The sequence below is a fragment of the Novosphingobium aureum genome, from assembly GCF_015865035.1.
Lineage (GTDB): Bacteria > Pseudomonadota > Alphaproteobacteria > Sphingomonadales > Sphingomonadaceae > Novosphingobium > Novosphingobium aureum.
The window spans coordinates 202,245-220,754 of record NZ_JADZGI010000001.1; the positions used below are offsets into that span (position 1 = coordinate 202,245).

General features: G+C 66.4%; 18 protein-coding genes and 1 tRNA gene. 9 read left to right on the top strand and 10 right to left on the bottom strand.

What is annotated here, in order from left to right; all coding sequences use genetic code 11:
* Window positions 1–89 precede the first annotated feature (89 nt).
* Window positions 90–1,424 carry a hemolysin family protein gene (locus I5E68_RS01005; RefSeq protein WP_197159942.1) on the top strand — a complete coding sequence of 445 codons (1,335 nt, stop codon included), beginning with the start codon at window positions 90–92 and terminating at the stop codon, window positions 1,422–1,424.
* Between the two features lie 175 nt (window positions 1,425–1,599).
* Here I5E68_RS01005 and I5E68_RS01010 read toward each other — a convergent pair whose 3' ends face one another.
* The 9 genes from I5E68_RS01010 to I5E68_RS01050 all read right to left on the bottom strand — a co-directional run bounded on the left by I5E68_RS01010 (window position 1,600) and on the right by I5E68_RS01050 (window position 9,588).
* On the bottom strand, window positions 1,600–2,016 hold the full coding sequence (locus I5E68_RS01010) for a DUF3035 domain-containing protein (protein WP_197159944.1): 417 nt from the start codon (window positions 2,014–2,016) through the stop codon (window positions 1,600–1,602).
* Window positions 2,017–2,020: 4 nt separating this feature from the next.
* A complete protein-coding gene (gene lspA, locus I5E68_RS01015) occupies window positions 2,021–2,533 on the bottom strand; it encodes a signal peptidase II (protein ID WP_197164399.1) in 513 nt (170 codons plus the stop codon).
* Between the two features lie 2 nt (window positions 2,534–2,535).
* The gene (ileS, locus tag I5E68_RS01020) at window positions 2,536–5,364 is read right to left on the bottom strand and encodes an isoleucine--tRNA ligase (protein WP_197159947.1); all 2,829 of its coding nucleotides are present in this window, start codon (window positions 5,362–5,364) and stop codon (window positions 2,536–2,538) included.
* Window positions 5,365–5,447: 83 nt separating this feature from the next.
* Window positions 5,448–6,380: a bifunctional riboflavin kinase/FAD synthetase gene (locus I5E68_RS01025; protein WP_197159948.1), complete on the bottom strand. Its 933-nt coding sequence runs from the start codon at window positions 6,378–6,380 to the stop codon at window positions 5,448–5,450.
* Window positions 6,381–6,389: 9 nt separating this feature from the next.
* Window positions 6,390–6,887, bottom strand: a complete 498-nt coding sequence (locus I5E68_RS01030) for a dihydrofolate reductase (protein WP_197159950.1) — start codon at window positions 6,885–6,887, stop codon at window positions 6,390–6,392.
* Window positions 6,888–6,931: 44 nt separating this feature from the next.
* The gene (locus tag I5E68_RS01035) at window positions 6,932–7,990 is read right to left on the bottom strand and encodes a 5-(carboxyamino)imidazole ribonucleotide synthase (RefSeq protein ID WP_197159952.1); all 1,059 of its coding nucleotides are present in this window, start codon (window positions 7,988–7,990) and stop codon (window positions 6,932–6,934) included.
* Window positions 7,991–8,029: 39 nt separating this feature from the next.
* Window positions 8,030–8,521: a 5-(carboxyamino)imidazole ribonucleotide mutase gene (gene purE, locus I5E68_RS01040; RefSeq protein WP_197159954.1), complete on the bottom strand. Its 492-nt coding sequence runs from the start codon at window positions 8,519–8,521 to the stop codon at window positions 8,030–8,032.
* 1 nt (window position 8,522) lies between these two features.
* On the bottom strand, window positions 8,523–9,215 hold the full coding sequence (gene gpmA, locus I5E68_RS01045) for a 2,3-diphosphoglycerate-dependent phosphoglycerate mutase (protein ID WP_197159956.1): 693 nt from the start codon (window positions 9,213–9,215) through the stop codon (window positions 8,523–8,525).
* 94 nt (window positions 9,216–9,309) lie between these two features.
* Window positions 9,310–9,588 carry a hypothetical protein gene (locus I5E68_RS01050; protein ID WP_197164856.1) on the bottom strand — a complete coding sequence of 93 codons (279 nt, stop codon included), beginning with the start codon at window positions 9,586–9,588 and terminating at the stop codon, window positions 9,310–9,312.
* 65 nt (window positions 9,589–9,653) lie between these two features.
* Between I5E68_RS01050 and I5E68_RS01055 the strand changes: the two genes are divergently transcribed.
* The 5 genes from I5E68_RS01055 (at window position 9,654) to I5E68_RS01075 (ending at window position 15,070) form a co-directional block, all read left to right on the top strand.
* Window positions 9,654–9,728, top strand: a tRNA-Thr gene (locus tag I5E68_RS01055).
* Window positions 9,729–9,942: 214 nt separating this feature from the next.
* Window positions 9,943–12,735, top strand: a complete 2,793-nt coding sequence (locus I5E68_RS01060) for a TonB-dependent receptor (RefSeq protein ID WP_197159958.1) — start codon at window positions 9,943–9,945, stop codon at window positions 12,733–12,735.
* Window positions 12,735–13,841 (top strand): phytase, encoded by a 1,107-nt coding sequence (locus tag I5E68_RS01065; protein WP_197159963.1) that lies wholly within the window; start codon window positions 12,735–12,737, stop codon window positions 13,839–13,841. The genes I5E68_RS01060 and I5E68_RS01065 overlap by 1 nt, the downstream gene beginning before the upstream one ends.
* Window positions 13,842–13,989: 148 nt before the next feature.
* Window positions 13,990–14,613, top strand: a complete 624-nt coding sequence (locus I5E68_RS01070; RefSeq protein ID WP_197164400.1) for a lytic transglycosylase domain-containing protein — start codon at window positions 13,990–13,992, stop codon at window positions 14,611–14,613.
* A gap of 127 nt (window positions 14,614–14,740) precedes the next feature.
* Window positions 14,741–15,070 (top strand): DUF2322 family protein, encoded by a 330-nt coding sequence (locus I5E68_RS01075; protein ID WP_197159964.1) that lies wholly within the window; start codon window positions 14,741–14,743, stop codon window positions 15,068–15,070.
* 117 nt (window positions 15,071–15,187) lie between these two features.
* Here the strand turns inward: I5E68_RS01075 and galU are convergent, their stop codons facing one another.
* Window positions 15,188–16,069: a UTP--glucose-1-phosphate uridylyltransferase GalU gene (galU, locus tag I5E68_RS01080; RefSeq protein WP_197159965.1), complete on the bottom strand. Its 882-nt coding sequence runs from the start codon at window positions 16,067–16,069 to the stop codon at window positions 15,188–15,190.
* A 227-nt stretch (window positions 16,070–16,296) separates the two neighbouring features.
* On the opposite strand from galU, the gene murA reads away from it, so the two are divergent.
* The 3 genes from murA (at window position 16,297) to I5E68_RS01095 (ending at window position 18,496) form a co-directional block, all read left to right on the top strand.
* A complete protein-coding gene (murA, locus tag I5E68_RS01085; RefSeq protein WP_197159971.1) occupies window positions 16,297–17,580 on the top strand; it encodes a UDP-N-acetylglucosamine 1-carboxyvinyltransferase in 1,284 nt (427 codons plus the stop codon).
* Window positions 17,581–17,647: 67 nt separating this feature from the next.
* The gene (locus I5E68_RS01090) at window positions 17,648–17,854 is read left to right on the top strand and encodes a hypothetical protein (protein WP_197159973.1); all 207 of its coding nucleotides are present in this window, start codon (window positions 17,648–17,650) and stop codon (window positions 17,852–17,854) included.
* A 162-nt stretch (window positions 17,855–18,016) separates the two neighbouring features.
* A complete protein-coding gene (locus I5E68_RS01095) occupies window positions 18,017–18,496 on the top strand; it encodes a DUF305 domain-containing protein (protein WP_197164401.1) in 480 nt (159 codons plus the stop codon).
* Window positions 18,497–18,510: the final 14 nt, after the last annotated feature.

Here is an 18,510-nt window from a genome sequence, read left to right on the forward strand (position 1 = left end):
GTATCGGGGCTGCCGAAAGAGCCAGGCCATCCGCGCGAGCGCAGCAAGTGCTTCGCAGGTGCCGAAAACTCTGCTAGCGCGGGACCATTGTGACGCCTTTTCCCTGGACCGACCTCCTCATCATCGTTGGGCTGATCCTGCTCAATGGTCTTTTCGCCATGTCCGAGCTCGCGATCGTGTCCGCACGTTCCGCGCGGCTCCAGGTCTCCGCCGACAAGGGCAACAAGGCGGCGATCGCGGCAATGGCCCTGGCCCGTGACCCGGGCAAGTTTCTCTCTACCGTCCAGATCGGCATCACCCTGATCGGCATCGTCGCAGGTGCCTACTCCGGCGCAAGTCTGGGTGGGCCGGTCGGTGAGCGGCTGGCGATGCTTGGGGTACCGCCCGCCTACGCCACCGAGATCGGCTTCGCGCTGGTGATCATCGGCACGACTTATGCCAGCGTCGTCATCGGCGAGCTCGTGCCCAAGCAGCTGGCGCTGCGCGCGGCCGAGGCGGTCGCGATGATCATGGCGCTGCCAATGGTCTGGCTCTCGCGCATCATGGCGCCGGCAGTGTGGCTGTTCGACCGCTCTTCCGGGCTGATCCTGCGCCTGCTGTCGATACGCGGTTCGGGGGAGGAGCGCCTGACCTCCGAGGAACTCCAGATGATCTTCGCCGAGGCGACGCGTTCGGGGGTGATCGAGGAAGAGGAGCGCGCGATGATGACCGGGGTAATGCGCCTCGCCGATCGTCCGGTGCGCGAACTTATGACCCCGCGCAACCAGCTCGACTGGATCGACCTCGATGCCTCGCGCGAGGAGCTGATGGCGCGAATCGAAGCCTCGCCGCATTCGCTTCTGCCGGTTGCCGACGGCGAATCGCGCGACAACCTCGTGGGCATCCTCAAGGTGCGCGAAGTGCTCGCGGCGATGGTCTCAGGCCGTCCGGTGGACATTGCCGCGATGATGCGCAAGGCCGAAGTCATCCCCGACCAGCTCGACGCTATGGATGCCCTGCGCAAGCTGCAGACCGCCGAAGTGGCGATGGCGATCGTCCATGACGAATACGGTCACCTCGAGGGCGTGGTGACCCCCTCGGACGTACTCTCGGCGCTCGCGGGCAATTTCGCCAGCCATCAGGACGAGGGCGACGAGCCGATGTTCGTCGAGCGCGAGGACGGCTCGCTGCTCGTTTCGGGCTCGATGCCAGCTGATGCGCTCGCCGATCGGCTCGGGATCGAACTGCCCGAGGATCGCGAGTTCGCCACCGCGGCGGGATTCGTCATGGCCGTGCTCAAGAAGGTGCCGGGCGAGGGCGAGTTCTTCTCCGAGCAGGGCTGGCGCTTCGAGGTCGTCGACATGGACGGGCTCAAAATCGACAAGGTGCTGGTCGGACGCGAGGCGCCCGAGCCCGAGGGTGATGGAGTCGCGGGCGAGACCTGAGCGGTCTTATGCTCCGTCATCGCTTCGGCAAGGCCGGCAGGAGCCCTCGCACCGACGCTTGGCGTCCTCTCAAAGGTGCATGGGCCTGACGCAACGAAAGAGGCCGGAACAGCGCGTGCTGTTCCGGCCTCTTTCGGTTTCGGTCGCAGCCCCTAGGGAGCTGCGGTGTCCTGCATCAGCCGCCGATGGTGACCTGTGCGTCGCGACCGTCGCCCTCGGGGGCCGAGAGGATCGAGCGGGTCACCTGACCCTTGGCCACGGTGTAGGTCTGGGGATCACCGACCTTCGAGCGGATGCCGGGGTCCGAGGGGCCAGCCATCGCGATGGCATTGCGCTCGATCTCCGAGCGGGCCTGCGGGCCGCCGAACAGCGCGTCCAGCGTCTGCTGCTGCAGCGCACCCTCGGACGGGCGCGGTTCGCCTTCCTTGGGCGGGGTCAGTGCGAAATCGGGCGGCACGACCAGCGGCGACTGACGCTGGACCGCGAATTCGTCGGGACGGGCGCGGTTGAACAGGCCGGTGCTGCCACAGCCGGCGAGCAGGCTTGCCCCGGCAGTCACGAGAATCAGGGCACCGGTTTTCTTCACGAACATCAAATCAACTCTCCGGGGCAGGGTCTGCCGCTGTTTCCGGCTTGTCGCGCACAAGCAGGGATCGGGCAAGGATAATCAGGACGCCGATAGTGATTGCGGCATCGGCGAGATTGAAAATGAGGAACGGACGCCATTCGCCGAAATGCAGGTCGGCATAGTCGATGACGTAGCCGTAGGAATAGCGGTCGCGGATGTTGCCGCAGGCGCCGCCCAGCACGAGCGCGAGCGCGAGGATATCGGGCAGGCGCCGTTCGCGCAGCAGCCAGACCAGCACGAAGGCGGCGATGGCCCCGGTCATGAATACCAGCGCCCAGCGTGCCTCGGGCGAGCCTGCCGTGAACAGGCCGAGCGAGACACCGAAGTTCTGGGTGAAGCGCAAGTCGAAGATCGGCAGCAGCGTCTTGATCTTGTCGGGACCGTAGATGCCCATGGGGCCGGTCACGAGGTACTTGACGTACTGGTCGAGCAGGAAGATCGCGGCGGCAAGCCCGAGGCCTGCCAGCCGTTTCGCGATCATCGTCACGCCGCGGCTCCGTCGATCTCGGCGACCGCGTCTTCGCAGCGATCGCACAGCGCGCCGTCTTCCGCCACGTCGGGCAGATGGCGCCAGCAGCGCCCGCACTTGGCCTCGGAGGTCTTGGCGACGGTCACCGCCTTGCCCTGCCCGAGCGCGACTTTCGCCGAGATGAACAGTTCGGCGAGGTCTCCGGTATCGAAACCGGCTGGAACGGCATCGGCCGGGACCTCGACCTCGGCCTCGAGGCTGGAGCGCACGATTTTCTCGCGGCGCAGCGGCTCGATCGCCTCGGTGACCTTTTCGCGCAAGGCGCGCAGGTCCTGCCAGCGAGCGGCATCGCTGTCGACCGCAGGTACCTCGGGCCATTCTAGCAGATGCACGCTGCCCGCCTCGGGATAGCGCGTGCCCCAGGTTTCCTCGGCGGTGAACACCAGCACGGGCGCGGCATAGCGCACGAGCGCGTGGAACAGCAGGTCGAGCACGGTGCGGTAGGCGCGGCGCTTCGGGTCCGAGGGGGCGTCGCAGTAGAGACGGTCCTTGCGGATATCGAAGAAGAACGCCGAGAGGTCCTCGTTGCAGAAGTCGACGAGCGCGCGCACGTAAGTGTTGTAGTCGAAGTCATCGACCGCCTCGCGCAGCGTCGCGTCGAGCTTTGCCAGGAGCGAGAGCACGTAGCGTTCCAGCTCGGGCATCTCGGCCAGCGGCAGGCGCTCTTCCTCGCAGAAGCCGTCGAGCGCACCGAGCATGTAGCGCATGGTGTTGCGCAGGCGGCGGTACTGGTCGCCCACGCCCTTGAGGATCTCGTCGCCGATGCGGTGGTCCTCGGTGAAGTCGACCGAGAGCGCCCACAAGCGGATGATGTCGGCACCGTTGGTCTCCATGACCTTCAGCGGGCTGATCGTGTTGCCCAGCGACTTCGACATCTTGAGGCCCTTGGCATCCATGGTGAAGCCGTGGGTCAGGACCGCCTTGTAGGGCGCATGGCCGCGCGTCGCGCACGATTCGAGCAGCGAGGACTGGAACCAGCCGCGATGCTGGTCGGAGCCTTCGAGGTAGAGGTCGGCCTTGGGGCCTTCGTAGCCTTCGGGGCGCAGAAGGTCGGGCCACTTGCCCGATTCGAGCACGAAGGCGTGAGTCGAACCCGAATCGAACCAGACGTCGAGGATGTCGACCACGCGCTCGTAGTCGTCGGCCTTGTAGGCATCGCCCAGGTATTCCTGCGCGCGCGCGTCCGACCAGGCGTCGACGCCGGTCTCGCGGATGGCCGCGACGATGCGCGCGTTGACCGCATCGTCGACGAGGTATTCGCCGGTCTTGCGGTCGACGAACAGCGTGATCGGCACGCCCCAGGCACGCTGGCGCGAAAGCACCCAGTCGGGACGTCCCTCGACCATCGCGCCGATGCGGTTGCGGCCCTTTTCGGGCACGAAACGCGTGTCGGCGATGGCCTGCACGGCGGTTTCGCGCAGCGTCTTGCCCGCGGGCATCCCGGCCTCGGGGGCGAGCTTGTCCATCGGCACGAACCACTGCGGGGTGCAGCGGTAGATCACCTTGGCCTTCGAGCGCCACGAGTGCGGATAGGAATGGGTATAGTCGGCGCTGGCCGAGAGCAGCGCGCCGGCTTCGCGCAGGTCCGAGCAGACCGGGCCGTCGGGCGCATTGAACTTGGGATTGATGACCGACATCGAGCGCTCGTCGGCGCGGCCGAGCCAGCCCCAGTCCTCGCGGTAGCGGCCATCGGCCTCGACTACGAACTTGGGATTGAGGCCATTGGCCTTGCACAGGTCGAAGTCGTCCTCGCCGTGGTCGGGGGCCATGTGCACGAGGCCGGTACCCGAATCGGTGGTGACGAAGCTCGAGCCGTCGAGCAGCGGGCGAAGTTCAGCATAGAACCCGCCGAGATGGTGCATCGGGTGACGCACCCTGGTGCCCTTGAGCGAGGCGCCCTTGATGAAGAAGTGCAGGTCGTGGGCCTCGTGGCCCATGCGCTTGACGAAGCTATCGACCAGCGGTTCGGCGATGAGGAAGCGGCGTCCCTCGATCTCGATCAGGTGGTAGTCGATGTGCGCGCCATAGGCGAGCGCCTGGTTGACCGGGATCGTCCAGGGCGTGGTCGTCCAGATCACCGCGAAAGCACCGACCAGATCCGCGTCCTCGGCCTCGACGATCTCGAAGGCGACGTCGATCTGGGTCGAGGTGATGTCCTCGTACTCGACCTCGGCTTCGGCGAGCGCGGTCTTCTCGACCGGGGACCACATCACCGGCTTGGCGCCGCGGTAGAGCATGTCGCTCTTCGCGAACTTGAGCAATTCGCCCACGATGGTCGCCTCGGCGTCGAAGTCCATCGTCAGGTAGGGGTGATCCCAGTCACCGCCCACGCCAAGACGCTTGAGCTGGTCGCGCTGGGTGTCGACCCACTGGCGGGCATAGGCGCGGCACTCGGCGCGGAATTCCTCGGCCGGGACCTCGTCCTTGTTCTTTTTCTTCTTGCGGTAGAGTTCCTCGACCTTCCACTCGATGGGAAGGCCATGGCAGTCCCAGCCCGGCACGTAGGGCGCGTCCTTGCCCAGCAGCGTCTGCGTGCGCACGACCATGTCCTTGAGGATGTGGTTGAGCGCATGGCCGATGTGCATGTCGCCATTGGCGTAGGGCGGGCCGTCGTGGAGGATGAACTTCTCGCGTCCGGCGCGGGCCTCGCGAATCTGCCTGTAGAGACCCTCGTCCTCCCAGCGCGACAGAATACCCGGCTCCTTCTGGGCGAGGCCGGCCTTCATGGGGAAATCGGTCTTCGGCAGGAAGACGGTGTCTTTGTAATCGCGCTGTTCGGTCATGACCGGCGGGCACTAGAACAATTGCGCGACGGTTGGAAGAGTGCGCGAGGGCACCGATGCCTCGATTCTGGCGAGGATCGCCCTCAGTCGAGCCGTTCGAGCAGTTCGCGCGCGCGCGCGCAGTCCGCGTTCATCTGTTCGACGAGTGCGTCGAGCGAATCGAACTTCTCCTCCGAGCGCAGGAAGTGGTGGAACGAGACCTCGATCACCTGCGCGTAGAGGTTTTCGGAAAAGTCGAAGAAATAGGGCTCGAGCAGTTCCTTGGGCGGGGTGAAGGTCGGGCGGATGCCGAGGTTGGCCGCGCCCTTGAGCACGCGCCCGTCGGGCAGGCGCCCGGTCACCGCATAGATGCCGTAGCGCGGGCGCAGGTAGCTGCCCATGTCGATGTTGGCGGTGGGAAAGCCGATCGTGCGGCCCAGCTTGTCGCCGTGCTGAACGGGCCCGCGGATCGCGAAGGGACGGGTGAGCAGGCGCGCGGCGGCCTCGCACTCGCCGAGGCGCAGCGCGTCACGGATGCGGCTGGAGGAGACCGTGCCGTCCTCGTCGCTGATCGGACCGACGGTGCGCGCGGCCAGCCCGTGCGGTGCGCCGATCTCGCCCAGCACCTGCGGGTTGCCGCCGCGCCCCTTGCCGAAGGTGAAGTCCTCGCCGGTGACCACGCCGCGCGCGCCAAGGTGCGCGACGAGCATGGTCTCGACCCATTCGCGTGCAGGCATCGCGGCCATCGCCTGGTCGAATTTCAGGACCAGCATGGCATCGGCGCCCGCGCCGGCGAAGAGGGCCTCGCGCTGGTCGAGGCTGGTCAGGCGGAAGGGCTCGGCATCGGGCTTGAACAGGCGCACCGGGTGCGGGTCGAAGGTCGCGACGATGACCGGGCGGCCTTCCTCGCGCGCCCAGCGGATCGCTTCGCCGACAACGGCCTGGTGGCCGAGATGGAAGCCGTCGAAATTGCCCAGCGCGATGATCGCGCCGCGCAGGGCTTCGGGAACGGGACGGATGTTGTCGAGGCGAATCATCGGCGGCGGCTATAGGGCGCGTTCGAGCGTCACGAAAGCGTGTGCCGGGAAGGCACCTTGCGCGCCATGCTCCTCGCGCGCGGTCTCGCGCCAGCCGGGACCGGGTTCGGGCATCGTGGTGTCACCCTCGAAACGGCCATGGACTTCGGTCAGCTCGATGCGGTTCGCCAGTCCCATGAATTCGCCGTAGATCTGCGCGCCGCCGATCACCGCCACGCTGCCGCTGGCGTCTTCGGGCAGGGCGAGGGCGAGCGCGCCTGCGACATCGTGTGCGACTTCGGCGCCGTCCGCCTGCCAGCCCGAATCGCGGGTGAGCACGATGTGACGGCGGCCGGGCAGGGGCGAGGGGAAGCTCTCGAAGGTCTTGCGGCCCATGATCATCGGCAGGCCCATGGTCATGGCCTTGAAGCGCTTGAGGTCGGCAGGCAGGCGCCAGGGCAGGGCGCCGTCCTTGCCGATCACGCCGTTTTCGGCGCGCGCGTAGATGAGGAAGATGTCGCGTGCCATGCCCCGGTCCCTAGCCCAGTCTGTATCCGTGCCGAACCCGCGTCTCAGTCGAAGGTGAGCCAGGTGACGTGGCCCATCTTGCGGCCCGGGCGCGCGGCGGCCTTGCCGTAGAGGTGCAGGTGGTTGGCCGGATCGGCGAGGATCTGCGCCCAGTCGTGGGCTTCGTCGCCGATCAGGTTGCGCATGCGCGCCCCGCCGGTGACGGTCTCGGTGCTGCCCAGCGGCAAACCGCAGATCGCGCGCACGTGGTTCTCGAACTGGCAGGTGACCGCGCCCTCGATGGTCCAGTGGCCCGAGTTGTGGACGCGCGGCGCCATCTCGTTGAACACCGGGCCGTTGGCGGTGGCGAAGAACTCGAGCGTCAGCACGCCGACGTAATCGAGCGCCTCGGCGACCTTGGCGGCCAGTTCGCGCGCTGCGGGTACCTGCTCGGTGATGACCGCGGGCGCGGGGACGGTGCTGAGTGCGAGGATGCCGTTCTCGTGCTCGTTGTGCGCCGAATCGAAGTAGCGGATGTCGCCGTCCGCACCGCGGCACGCGATCACCGAGAACTCGGCGGCGAAGTCCACGAAGCCCTCGTAGATCAGCGCGGTGTCGGGCAGTTCGAGCGCCTCGGCATCGGTGGGGGACATGATCCGCCACTGGCCCTTGCCGTCGTAGCCGTCGCGTCGGGTCTTGAGGATGCCCGGCGTGCCGATCGTCTCGATCGCGTGCATCAGGTCCGCCTTCGAATCGACCGGCGCGAAGGGCGCGGGCGTGCCGCCCAGCTCGGTCACGAAGGTCTTTTCGGCGAGGCGGTCCTGCGCGGTCTCGAGCGCGCGCGGATGCGGATAGACCGGCACGTCGCCGAGCGCTGCCAACGGGGCCACGGGCACGTTCTCGAACTCGTAGGTCACCACGGCGCAGTCCGCCGCAAAGGCGGAGAGGCCGGCCGCATAGTCGTAGTCGGCACGCGTGTGCGCGGCGCTGACCTCGGCGGCGACCGAGTGTTCCTCGGGGGCGTAGATATGGCAGCGGTAGCCGAGCCGGGCCGCGGCCATCGCGATCATGCGCCCGAGCTGGCCGCCGCCAAGAATTCCGATGGTTTCGCCGGGAGCAATCATGCGCTGTCTGGTCTGCCTAGAGGGGTTTCGGGAAGAGGGTCAGGTCGAGGAGGGGCGCTCGGCCACGCTCGCGGTCTGCTCGGCGCGCAGCGCCTTGAGCCGCCCGGCAAGCGCTTCGTCCGAAGTCGAGAGGATCGAGGCGGCGAGCAGGCCTGCATTGGCCGCACCGGCCTCGCCGATGGCGAGCGTGCCGACCGGGATGCCGGCGGGCATCTGCACGATCGAGAGCAGGCTGTCCTGGCCCGAGAGCGCGCGGCTCTGCACAGGCACGCCGAGCACCGGCAAGTGCGTCATCGCGGCGACCATGCCGGGCAGGTGGGCAGCGCCCCCGGCCCCGGCGATGATCACCTTGAAGCCGTCAGCTTCGGCGCCCTTGGCGAATTCGACCAGACGGTCGGGGGTGCGGTGCGCCGAGACGATGCGCGCATCGTAGGCGATCTCGAGCTTGTCGAGCATCTGGGCGGCGCGCTCCATGGTCGGCCAGTCCGACTGGCTGCCCATGATGATCGCGACGCGGGGTGCCTCGCTCATCTCAACGCTCCGAGAGATAGTAGCGGTCGCTCACGCCGAGATCGGCGTCGAGCTCGTAGACGATCGGCTGGCCGGTCGGGATCTCGAGCCCGGTGATCTCCTCGTCGGAGATGCCCGAGAGGTGCTTGACCAGCGCGCGCAGCGAGTTGCCGTGCGCCGAGACGATCACGGTCGCATCGTGGCTGGCCTTGAGGTGCGGCACGATCGAGCTCTCGTAGTAGGGCAGGACGCGCGCGATGGTGTCCTTGAGGCTCTCGGTCATCGGCACGTCGATCCCGGCGTAGCGCGGGTCGGCGGAGAGGTCGAACTCGCTGCCCGCATCCATCACCGGCGGGGGCGTGTCGAAGCTGCGGCGCCAGATCTTGACCTGGTCCTCGCCGTGCTTGGCTGCGGTCTCGGCCTTGTCGAGCCCGGTGAGGCCGCCGTAGTGGCGCTCGTTGAGGCGCCAGTCCTTGGTTTCGGGAATCCACAGGATGCCCGCCGCCTCGAGCGCGTAGTGCAGCGTCTTGATCGCGCGGGTCTGCAGCGAAGTGAAGGCGACGGTGGGCAGCATGCCCTTGTCCTTCAGCAACTTGCCGGCAGCGCGGGCCTCTGCCTCGCCCTTTTCGGTGAGGTCCACGTCCCACCAGCCGGTGAAGCGGTTTTCGAGGTTCCACTGGCTCTGGCCGTGGCGGACAAGGATCAGACGGGGCAAGGCAGGTATCCTCTACTGGAGACGGCCATCGCGTGTGGCCGCAGTGACAAGGGGCACTCTCATGCAGTTTGACTGAACGTACAGGCCGCAGCCCCTAGCTTTCCGGGGACGTTTTGGGAAGCCTGTGCGATTCGCCATGTGCATCGGGTGAAGGGCCCGAGGCATCAATCGCCCGGGCCTGCGCCTTGCGGCGGCGCAGGTTCTCGCGCAGCTTGGCCGCCAGCCGCTCCTCGCGGGTGAGCGTGCGCGCGCCGGATTCCTTGGGTAAATCGCCGGTGGTTTCGGGTTTTGACGGGCCTTCCATAGGCTCCGCAATGGCCTTGCGAAAAACAAAGCGCAAGCGGCGCTTGACAAATGTCGGCGTCCCGACCATTAGCGCGCCCCTGTCCCGGGCACTCCCGGCGACACGCCGCCCCAAGGGGCCGGCCCGAAACGAGTGCTGCTGTAGCTCAGTGGTAGAGCGCACCCTTGGTAAGGGTGAGGTCGGGAGTTCAATCCTCCCCAGCAGCACCAGTTTCCCCTCCATCCAGCGACGGTATCTTCGAGGCGACGCTCCCCGTTCGTGCGCGCGGCTTTCGCGGGCGGCTCACGCAGAGCTGTCCGTCAGTCGGATGGCGCGACTAACATTCTGTAATGTCATCGAACTGACACCGCACTGGCGCGGGCCTGTCATAAATGGTCCCTAGGGGCCCGTTGCAAATACTTTGCAACAGGGATCTTCTTCACCATGAAAACCACCATCCGCCTCGCCGCGGGTCTGCTCGCCACCGCCTCCTTCGCGACGATCGCCCATGCCGGCGAGATCGCGGGCAACGTCGCCGACGCCACCGGCACCCGCGCCCTCCAGTCGGCCACGGTGCGCATCGTCGAGCTCGACCGCGTTACCGAGACCGCGCGCGATGGCAGCTACATCTTCGCGGATATTCCGGCGGGTGACTATACCCTCGAGGCGACTTACGTCGGTGGTGTCGCAGAGACCCGCACGATCAGCGTTCCGGCCACCGGCCGCGTTGCGGGCAACTTCGCGATCGAGGGCATCGGCGGGGGCGACATTCTCGTCGTCGGCCAGCTCGCCAACCTCTCGAGCGCGCTCTCGCGCCAGAAGGCTGCGGACGGTGTCGAATCGGTGCTGACGCGCGATGCCATCGGCCAGTTCCCCGACCAGAACGTCGCCGAATCGCTGCGCCGCCTGCCCGGCCTCAACATCCTCAATGACCAGGGCGAGGGGCGCTACGTCTCGGTCCGCGGTCTCGATCCCGACCTCAACTCGACCTCGCTCAACGGCGTGCGCATCCCGGCGCCCGAATCCGACTCGCGCGGCGTCGCGCTCGACGTGATCTCTTCCGACCTGATCGAATCGATCGAGGTCAAGAAGTCGCTCACCCCCGACATGGATGCCGACACCATCGGCGCCTCGATCGAGATCAACACCACCAGTGCCTTCGATCTCAAGAAGCCCAGCTTCTCGGTCAGTGCCGAGGGCAGCTACAACGGTTACTCCGAAGAGGTCACGCCCAAGGTCTCGGCCAGCTTCTCGGTCCCGCTGGGCGACAGCTTCGGCATCTCGGGCGGCGCGAGCTACTACCAGCGCAAGTTCGAGACCGATAACGTCGAGTCCGACAACTGGGACGTGGCCGACGACGGCACCCCCTTCAGCGAAGTCTTCGAGTACCGCGACTACGACGTCGAGCGCGAGCGCATCAACGCCAACCTCAGCTTCGACTGGCGTGTCTCGGACACCACCAAGGCCTATGTGAAGGGCATCTGGAGCCAGTTCGACGACCACGAGTACCGTCGCCGCACGACCTTCGACATGGGCGATGCGACCGACATCACCGGCACCGCCAATGGCTTTGCCGTGACCGATGCCGCCGATGACGAGGGCGATGGCGCACTTATCATCGAGCGCGATCTCAAGGACCGCTTCGAGCGCCAGCGCATCCGCTCGGTCGCCGTGGGTTCGGAAACCGACACCGGCACCTGGAAGTTCAACTGGCTCGCCAGCTACTCCAAGTCGAGCGAGCGCGAGACCAGCTCGGTCGACCCGATCCGTTTCGTCGGTGAATTCGAGGACGCGGGCACCGGCATCGACTGGAATCTCTCGGACCGCCGCGTGCCGACTTATACGATCACCGGCGGCGCCGATCTCATCAACGATCCGGCGAACTACGAGTTCAACCGCATCGAGCTGACCACCGATTCGAACAGCGAGGACGAGGAGTGGGCGTTCAAGGCCGACCTCGCGCGCACTTTCGCGATGGCCAGCGGCGACCTCACGCTGCAGGCGGGCGGCAAGGCGCGCCTGCGCAAGAAGTCGTACAACTTCGACTTCATTCGCTACGCCGGGGACGAGATCGACTACACCATGGCCGACGCCCAGCTGGGTGAGCAGACCTACCGCCTGCACGGGATCGACATGGGTCCGGTGCTCGCCAAGGGCGCGGGCTTCGCCTTCCTCGATGCCAATGTCGATACGCTGCGCATCCGCGAGTTCGACACCGCCTTTGACGGTGCTGCGAGCGACTACTCGGTCAAGGAAGACATCTATGCAGGCTACGGCCTGGTGCGCTGGGACAGCGATGCGCTGCGCGTCATCGGTGGTCTGCGCATGGAGCACACCGAGAACACGCTGCGCGGCAATGTTGTCTCGGAGATCGAGACCGACGAGGGCCTGCCCACGATTACCTCGGTCGAATACGAGCGCAGCTACACCGACTGGCTGCCGAGCCTGACGCTGCGCTATTCGCCGCAGCAGGACATCGTCACGCGCATCGCCGCCTCGAAGAGCCTTGTGCGTCCCAAGTACTCGCAGCTGGCCCCGCGCTCGAACGTCAACGAGGACATGGAAGCCGAGTTCGGCAACCCCTACCTGCTGCCCTATGAGGCGTGGAACTTTGACGCGAGCGTCGAATACTACTTCTCCTCGAATGGCGCGCTCAGCTTCAACGGCTTCTACAAGTCGATCGACAACTACACCTACCAGCAGAACCTGGGCCGCACGACCTACGAAGGCGTCGACTACAGCGAGTTCACCACCTACCTCAACGGTGACAGCGCCGAGATCGTCGGCTTCGAGGCCAGCTACAGCCAGGCCTACACGATGCTTCCGGCACCGTTCGACGGCCTGCTCACGCAGCTCAACTATACCTACACCAGCGCCAGCGGCGACATCAGCGACGGGCGCCGCATCAGCCTGCCGAGCACCTCGAAGAACACTTTCAACGCGGTGCTGGGCTACCAGAAGGGGCCGATCAACCTGCGCCTTTCGGGCACCTATCGCGACAAGTACCTCGACGAGGTCGGTGGCGATGCTTCCGAGGACCGCTGGGTGGACAACCACTTCCAGCTCGACTTCTCGGGCAAGCTCAAGGTGACCGACAACCTGCGTCTCACCGTCGATGTCGTGAACATCAACAATGCCAAGTACTTCGCCTATCAGAACTTCGAGAATGCCCAGCGCCTTCTTCAGTTCGAGGAATATGGCCGCACCGTGAAGGTCGGCGCGCGGATGAGCTTCTGATGAAGCGCTTCCTCACGTCTGCCGCAGCCGTCGTGAAGCAGGGGTCGGGAGCATTGCTCCCGGCCTTTCTGCTTGCCGGTTGCGCCACGGTTTCCGAAACGCCCGCACCGCGTCTGCCCGCTCTCGACGTGCCTGCGAAGGGCGAGACACAGCCTGTCGGCACGGCCAACGACGATGCCGCCGACGACCCGGCGATCTGGCGCAACCGTGCCGATCCCGCGGCCAGCCTGTTGCTGGGCACCGACAAGAAGGCGGGGCTCTACGTCTACGGTCTCGATGGCAAGGTGCGCGACTTCGCGGCTGCGGGTCGCCTGAACAATGTCGACTTGCGCGAGGTTACGCTTGCCTCCGGGCAGGGTGCGGTGCTGGTTGCGGCAAGCGATCGCAGCGACGAGGCTGAGCCGCGCATCGCGCTGTTCTGGCTCGATACCGCCAGCGGCAAGCTGCTCTCGCTCGGCACGCAAGGGTTTCTTGCGCCCGGCCACCGCGCCATGGAGGCTTATGGCTTCTGCATGGGCGCTGCGCGCGGGGCAGATGAACTGGCGCGCGCCTATGTCGTGATGAAGGATGGCACCGTCGTCGAGAGCGCGCTGCGCGAGGCTGACGGGGCGATCCGGGCCGAGGCGCTGCGCGAGGTCAAGGTCGCGACCCAGGCCGAGGGCTGCGTCGTCGACGATGCGACCGGCACGCTCTACCTCGCCGAGGAAGACGTCGGCATCTGGCAAATCGCACTGGACGCTCAGACGCTAGAGGCAAAGGCGTTTGCGCGCGTCGGCGCTGCAGACGGGCTCGTTGACGATGTCGAGGGCCTCGCCCTCGCGCGCGACGAGGACGGCCAAGCATGGCTGCTCGCCTCGAGCCAGGGTGACAGCGCCTATGCGCTCTTCACCTTGCCGGGTGGCAAGCTTGCCGGTCGCTTCCGTGTCGAGGGCGGATCGCTTGGCGGCACCAGCGAGACCGACGGCATCGAGGTCGCGCTTGGCGATTTCGGTCCGGACTATCCCGGCGGGATATTCATGGCGCAGGATGGCGACAACGCGCCCCATGCGCAGAACTTCAAGCTCGTCTCATGGGAAGCGATCCGCGCGGCTCTCAAGCTGGACTGAGCGCGAAAGGCGGCGTTGCGGGCGGTGTGGGACCCTGCACCATATGCAACGCCGCCAAGAGCGCTTGTCCGCACCCGGCGCGATGGGATATTGGGCGGGCATGACGAGGGTGGACGAATCGCTAATTCGCGTTGAGCGTGAGGCGGGCATGCAGGCGCGCCGCTCTTCCTTCGTCGCGCGTCGCGCCTTGTGCCTCGCCGCGCCGCTGGCGCTCCTTGCGAGCCCTGCCGCTGCCGACGTTCTGCAGATCGGTGAGAGCGGCGCGACCTGGGTCGCGGGCGGTCCGGTCGGCGCGACTTCGGGCGTGGTCGGCGAGGTTCCCGAAAGCGTCGATGCCACGATCACGCACCCCCAGTCGCTGACCGAAGCCGACAGCGGGGCCGGTCCCGCACGCTGGCGCTCGCACGTCGCCCAGCTTGCCGCCAAGTACGACATCAGTCCCGCACTGCTCGAAGCCGTGGTCTGGCAGGAGAGCCGCTGGAACGAGGGCGCGCTCTCGCCGGTCGGTGCGCGCGGCCTTGCCCAGCTCATGCCCGGTACCGCAGCGCAGCTCGGCGTCGATCCCCACGATCCGACCGCCAACCTCGAGGGCGGGGCGCGGTACCTGCGCATGCAGCTCGATGCATTCGGCGGTGACATCGAGAAGGCGCTCGCCGCCTACAATGCCGGTCCCCGCCGGGTGCAGCAGGCAGGCGGCGTCCCCAATATCCGCGAGACCCGCGCCTACGTCGCCGCGATCATGTCGCGGCTCAGCGCTCCCGTTCGGCACTAGAGATTTCCGGACCGGACGAGAGCCGGATGTGTCATGCAGCGTGCGTGTGGGTACATCGCCATGGCGCGGCTCGCCGCCCGGTGATAGGGGCGCGCCTTTCCTTCCGTCGCACCGAGAAAGGCCGCGCATGATCACTCCGGGTCCCGTGTTCAAGGACAACCTCTCCCAGCTTCCCGCCATCGACGGTGTCGCGCGCATCGAATTCCTCGACGCGGCTGGCACGGTGACCGACACGATCGAGAACCAGCCCGGCAAGCTCGGCTCGCTCGCGGTCTATCAATATCTTGCCGAGAGCTTCGAACGGCTCGATGCCGCCGCCGCCGAGCATGGTCTCGCGGTCTTCGCCGAGATCACCGAGGACGCGCGCGAGCGTCCCGGCGCGCACCCCAACATCGACCGCCTGATCGCCGTCGCGCAAGGCGCTGCACCGCTTTCGATCCGGGTCGTGACGAAGTGATCGGTTGAAGCCGGGCGATGGTGGCCGCAAGGCGTTGCCCGGCCGGTAGACGCACAAGAAAAAGGGCGCCGCTCCTGCAGGAACGGTGCCCTTTTTGCGCGTATCGAACCGGGCGCGTCAGCCTAGGATGCGCTTGGCCATGGCGCGCACGTCATCGCCCATGTCCTTGCGGTCGAGCGCGATCGATAGGGTCGCCTCGACGAAGCCGAGCTTGGAGCCGCAGTCGAAGCGCTGGCCCTCGAAGGTGACCGCGTGGAAGGGCTGGGTGTCGATCAGCTTGGCCATCGAATCGGTCAGCTGGATCTCGCCGCCCGCACCCTTGTCCTGGCTGGCGAGCAGGTCCATCACCTCGGGCTGGAGGATGTAGCGGCCCGAGACGATCTTGTTCGAGGGTGCGTCCTCGACCTTGGGCTTCTCGACGAGGCCCTTGACCTCGGTGAGATTGCCGCTGACCGCGCCCGGCTTGATCACGCCGTAGCTCGAGACTTCGTTCTCGGGCACTTCGAGGACCGAGACGAGGTTGCCGCCGACCTTGTTGTAGGCTTCGATCATCTGCGCCATGCAGCCGGGCGAGCCGTACATCAGTTCGTCGGGGAGGAAGATCGCGAAGGGTTCGTCGCCGGTGACGGCGCGTGCGCACCATACCGCATGGCCTAGGCCGAGCGGCACCTGCTGGCGCACGGTGACGAGGTTGCCCGGCTTCATCCGGGTGGGTTCGAGCGGGTCGAGCGACTTGCCGCGCGAAGTCATCGTCGCCTCGAGTTCGTAGGCGGTATCGAAATGCTCGACTATCGCGGTCTTGCCGCGGCCTGTCACGAAGATGAATTCCTCGATTCCCGCCTCGCGCGCCTCGTCGACGGCGTACTGGATCAGCGGACGGTCGACGACCGGCAGTAGTTCCTTGGGAATTGCCTTGGTGGCGGGAAGGAAACGGGTGCCAAGGCCGGCGACGGGAAAGACGGCCTTGCGGACGGGTTTACGGTAATTCGATTCAGTCATTGCCGGACTTGGTCCTCCGTCGGGTTACAATGCGTTTAAAGCCTGTAATGCGCTGCAGTGCAACCAAACCAAGTCAATCCGGTGTCAGTTCCCGTCCAATTTCGAGATGATTGCATCAAGTCTCTCGCGACAGGACGGAATTTTTCCGATCCGGCTGTGCGAAGGCTGCGCCGGGGCGATGCACGCGGGCAATTGCCGAGGTCGCAAACGGACTTTAAAGGGGGCCGATGGACAAGATCATCATCGAAGGCGGCAAGCGTCTTTCCGGCACGATTCCCGTCTCCGGCGCCAAGAACGCAGCCCTTACCCTGCTCCCCTGCGCGTTGCTCACCGACGAGCCGCTGACGCTGCGCAACCTGCCGCGTCTCGCCGATATCGACGGTTTCCAGCACCTGATGAACCAGTTCGGCATCTCGACGGCCATCGCCGGTTCGCGCCCGGGCGATTTCGGCCGTGTGATGACGCTGCAGGCAACCCGCATCACCAGCACCGTCGCGCCCTACGATCTGGTGCGCAAGATGCGCGCCTCGATCCTCGTGCTCGGCCCGATGCTCGCGCGCATGGGCGAGGCGACGGTTTCGCTGCCCGGCGGCTGCGCCATCGGTAACCGCCCGATCGACCTGCACCTGAAGGTGCTCGAGGCGCTCGGCGCGCAGATCGAGCTGGCGGCGGGCTACGTCAAGGCGATCGCGCCCGATGGCGGCCTTCCCGGCGGGCGCTTCTCGTTCCCGGTGGTCTCGGTCGGCGCGACCGAGAACGCGCTGATGACCGCGGTCTTGTGCAAGGGCACCTCGACCTTCCACAACGCCGCGCGCGAGCCCGAGATCGTCGACTTGTGCAACCTGCTCGTCGCGATGGGTGCGCAGATCGAGGGTATCGGCAGCTCCGACATCACCGTCCACGGCGTGCCGCGCCTGCACGGCGCGACCTACATGGTCATGCCCGACCGTATCGAGGCCGGCTCCTACGCCTGTGCCGCTGCGATCACCGGCGGCGAGGTCACGCTGCAGGGCGCGCGCATCGAGGACATGGAAGCCACCGTCCAGGCGCTGCGCGATGCGGGTGTCGAGGTCGAATCCGTGGCGGGTGGCCTGCGCGTCGCGGCCGATGGCAAGCTGCGCCCGGTCACCCTCTCGACCGCGCCCTATCCCGGTTTCGCGACCGACATGCAGGCCCAGCTCATGGCGCTGCTGTGCCGCGCCGAGGGTTCGAGCGTGCTCACCGAGACGATCTTCGAGAACCGCTACATGCACGTGCCCGAGCTCAACCGCATGGGCGCGCACATCGAGACCAAGGGCCGCACCGCGATCGTCCACGGCGTCGAGAAGCTGACCGGCGCCGAAGTCATGGCGACCGACCTGCGCGCCTCGATGAGCCTGGTCATTGCGGGCCTTGCCGCCGAGGGCGAAACGCGGGTGCACCGCCTCTATCACCTCGACCGCGGCTACGAACGGCTCGAGGAAAAGCTCGCGCTGCTCGGCGCGCAGATCGAACGCATCGGCGGGGACTGAGGAACCGTGCTCCATTCGCGGCGTTGCTTGGGCATGATGTCCACAATGCTCGAGAGGAGTTAGAAAGATGGGCCTGATCAAGATGGCTGCGGCCGGCGTTGCCGGTTACGCGCTTTACAAGTACGCCACCAAGGACGAGCAGTCGCCCTATGCCGACGGTCCCGTGCGCAATGCCGGGCCCGCGAACATGCAGGACACGCCCAAGTCCTGGTCGAAGACCGACGAGGCGCTCGACGAGAGCTTCCCGGCAAGCGACCCCCCGGCGAACTACTGAGAATTCAGGCCGCAAGGCCGCACGTTATGTACCCGAGAGAAGGCGGCAATCGGCAGGTTGCCGCCTTCTTGCGTATGCGGCCTGGAACCGGATCGCCGCCGATACGCTGTTTGAGGGAGCAGGGGGGCGGCAACACGAGCAGGAGCAAGCGACGTGAAATCCATGTCCTACGGCCGTTTCCTAGCCATGATCGCGACATCGACCCTTGTGATGTACGGCCTCATGTATCTCAATACCTATGCGCTGGACCACGTCTGGTTCAGCCAGACGCGAGCCTGGATGGCGCTGCTGATGGGCGCGGTCATGGCCCTCGTCATGCTTGGCTTCATGTGGAGCATGTATCCCCGTCGCCGGGTCAACATGGCGATCCTGGGCATCGCAATTGCAGCTTTCGCCGGGTCCTTGTGGCTCGTGCGCAGCCAGGAGACGGTCGGCGACGTATCGTACATGAAGGCGATGATCCCGCACCATTCGATCGCGATCATGACGAGCCGCAGGGCCCACATCTCTGACCCGCGCGTGCGCGAGCTCGCCAATGGCATCATCGATGCCCAGGTGCGCGAGATCGGCGAGATGGAAAGCCTGATCGCCGATATCGAGGCCAACGGTGATGCGCCGGGCACACCGGGGGCGGTGCACTAGCGGCCTGACCCCAG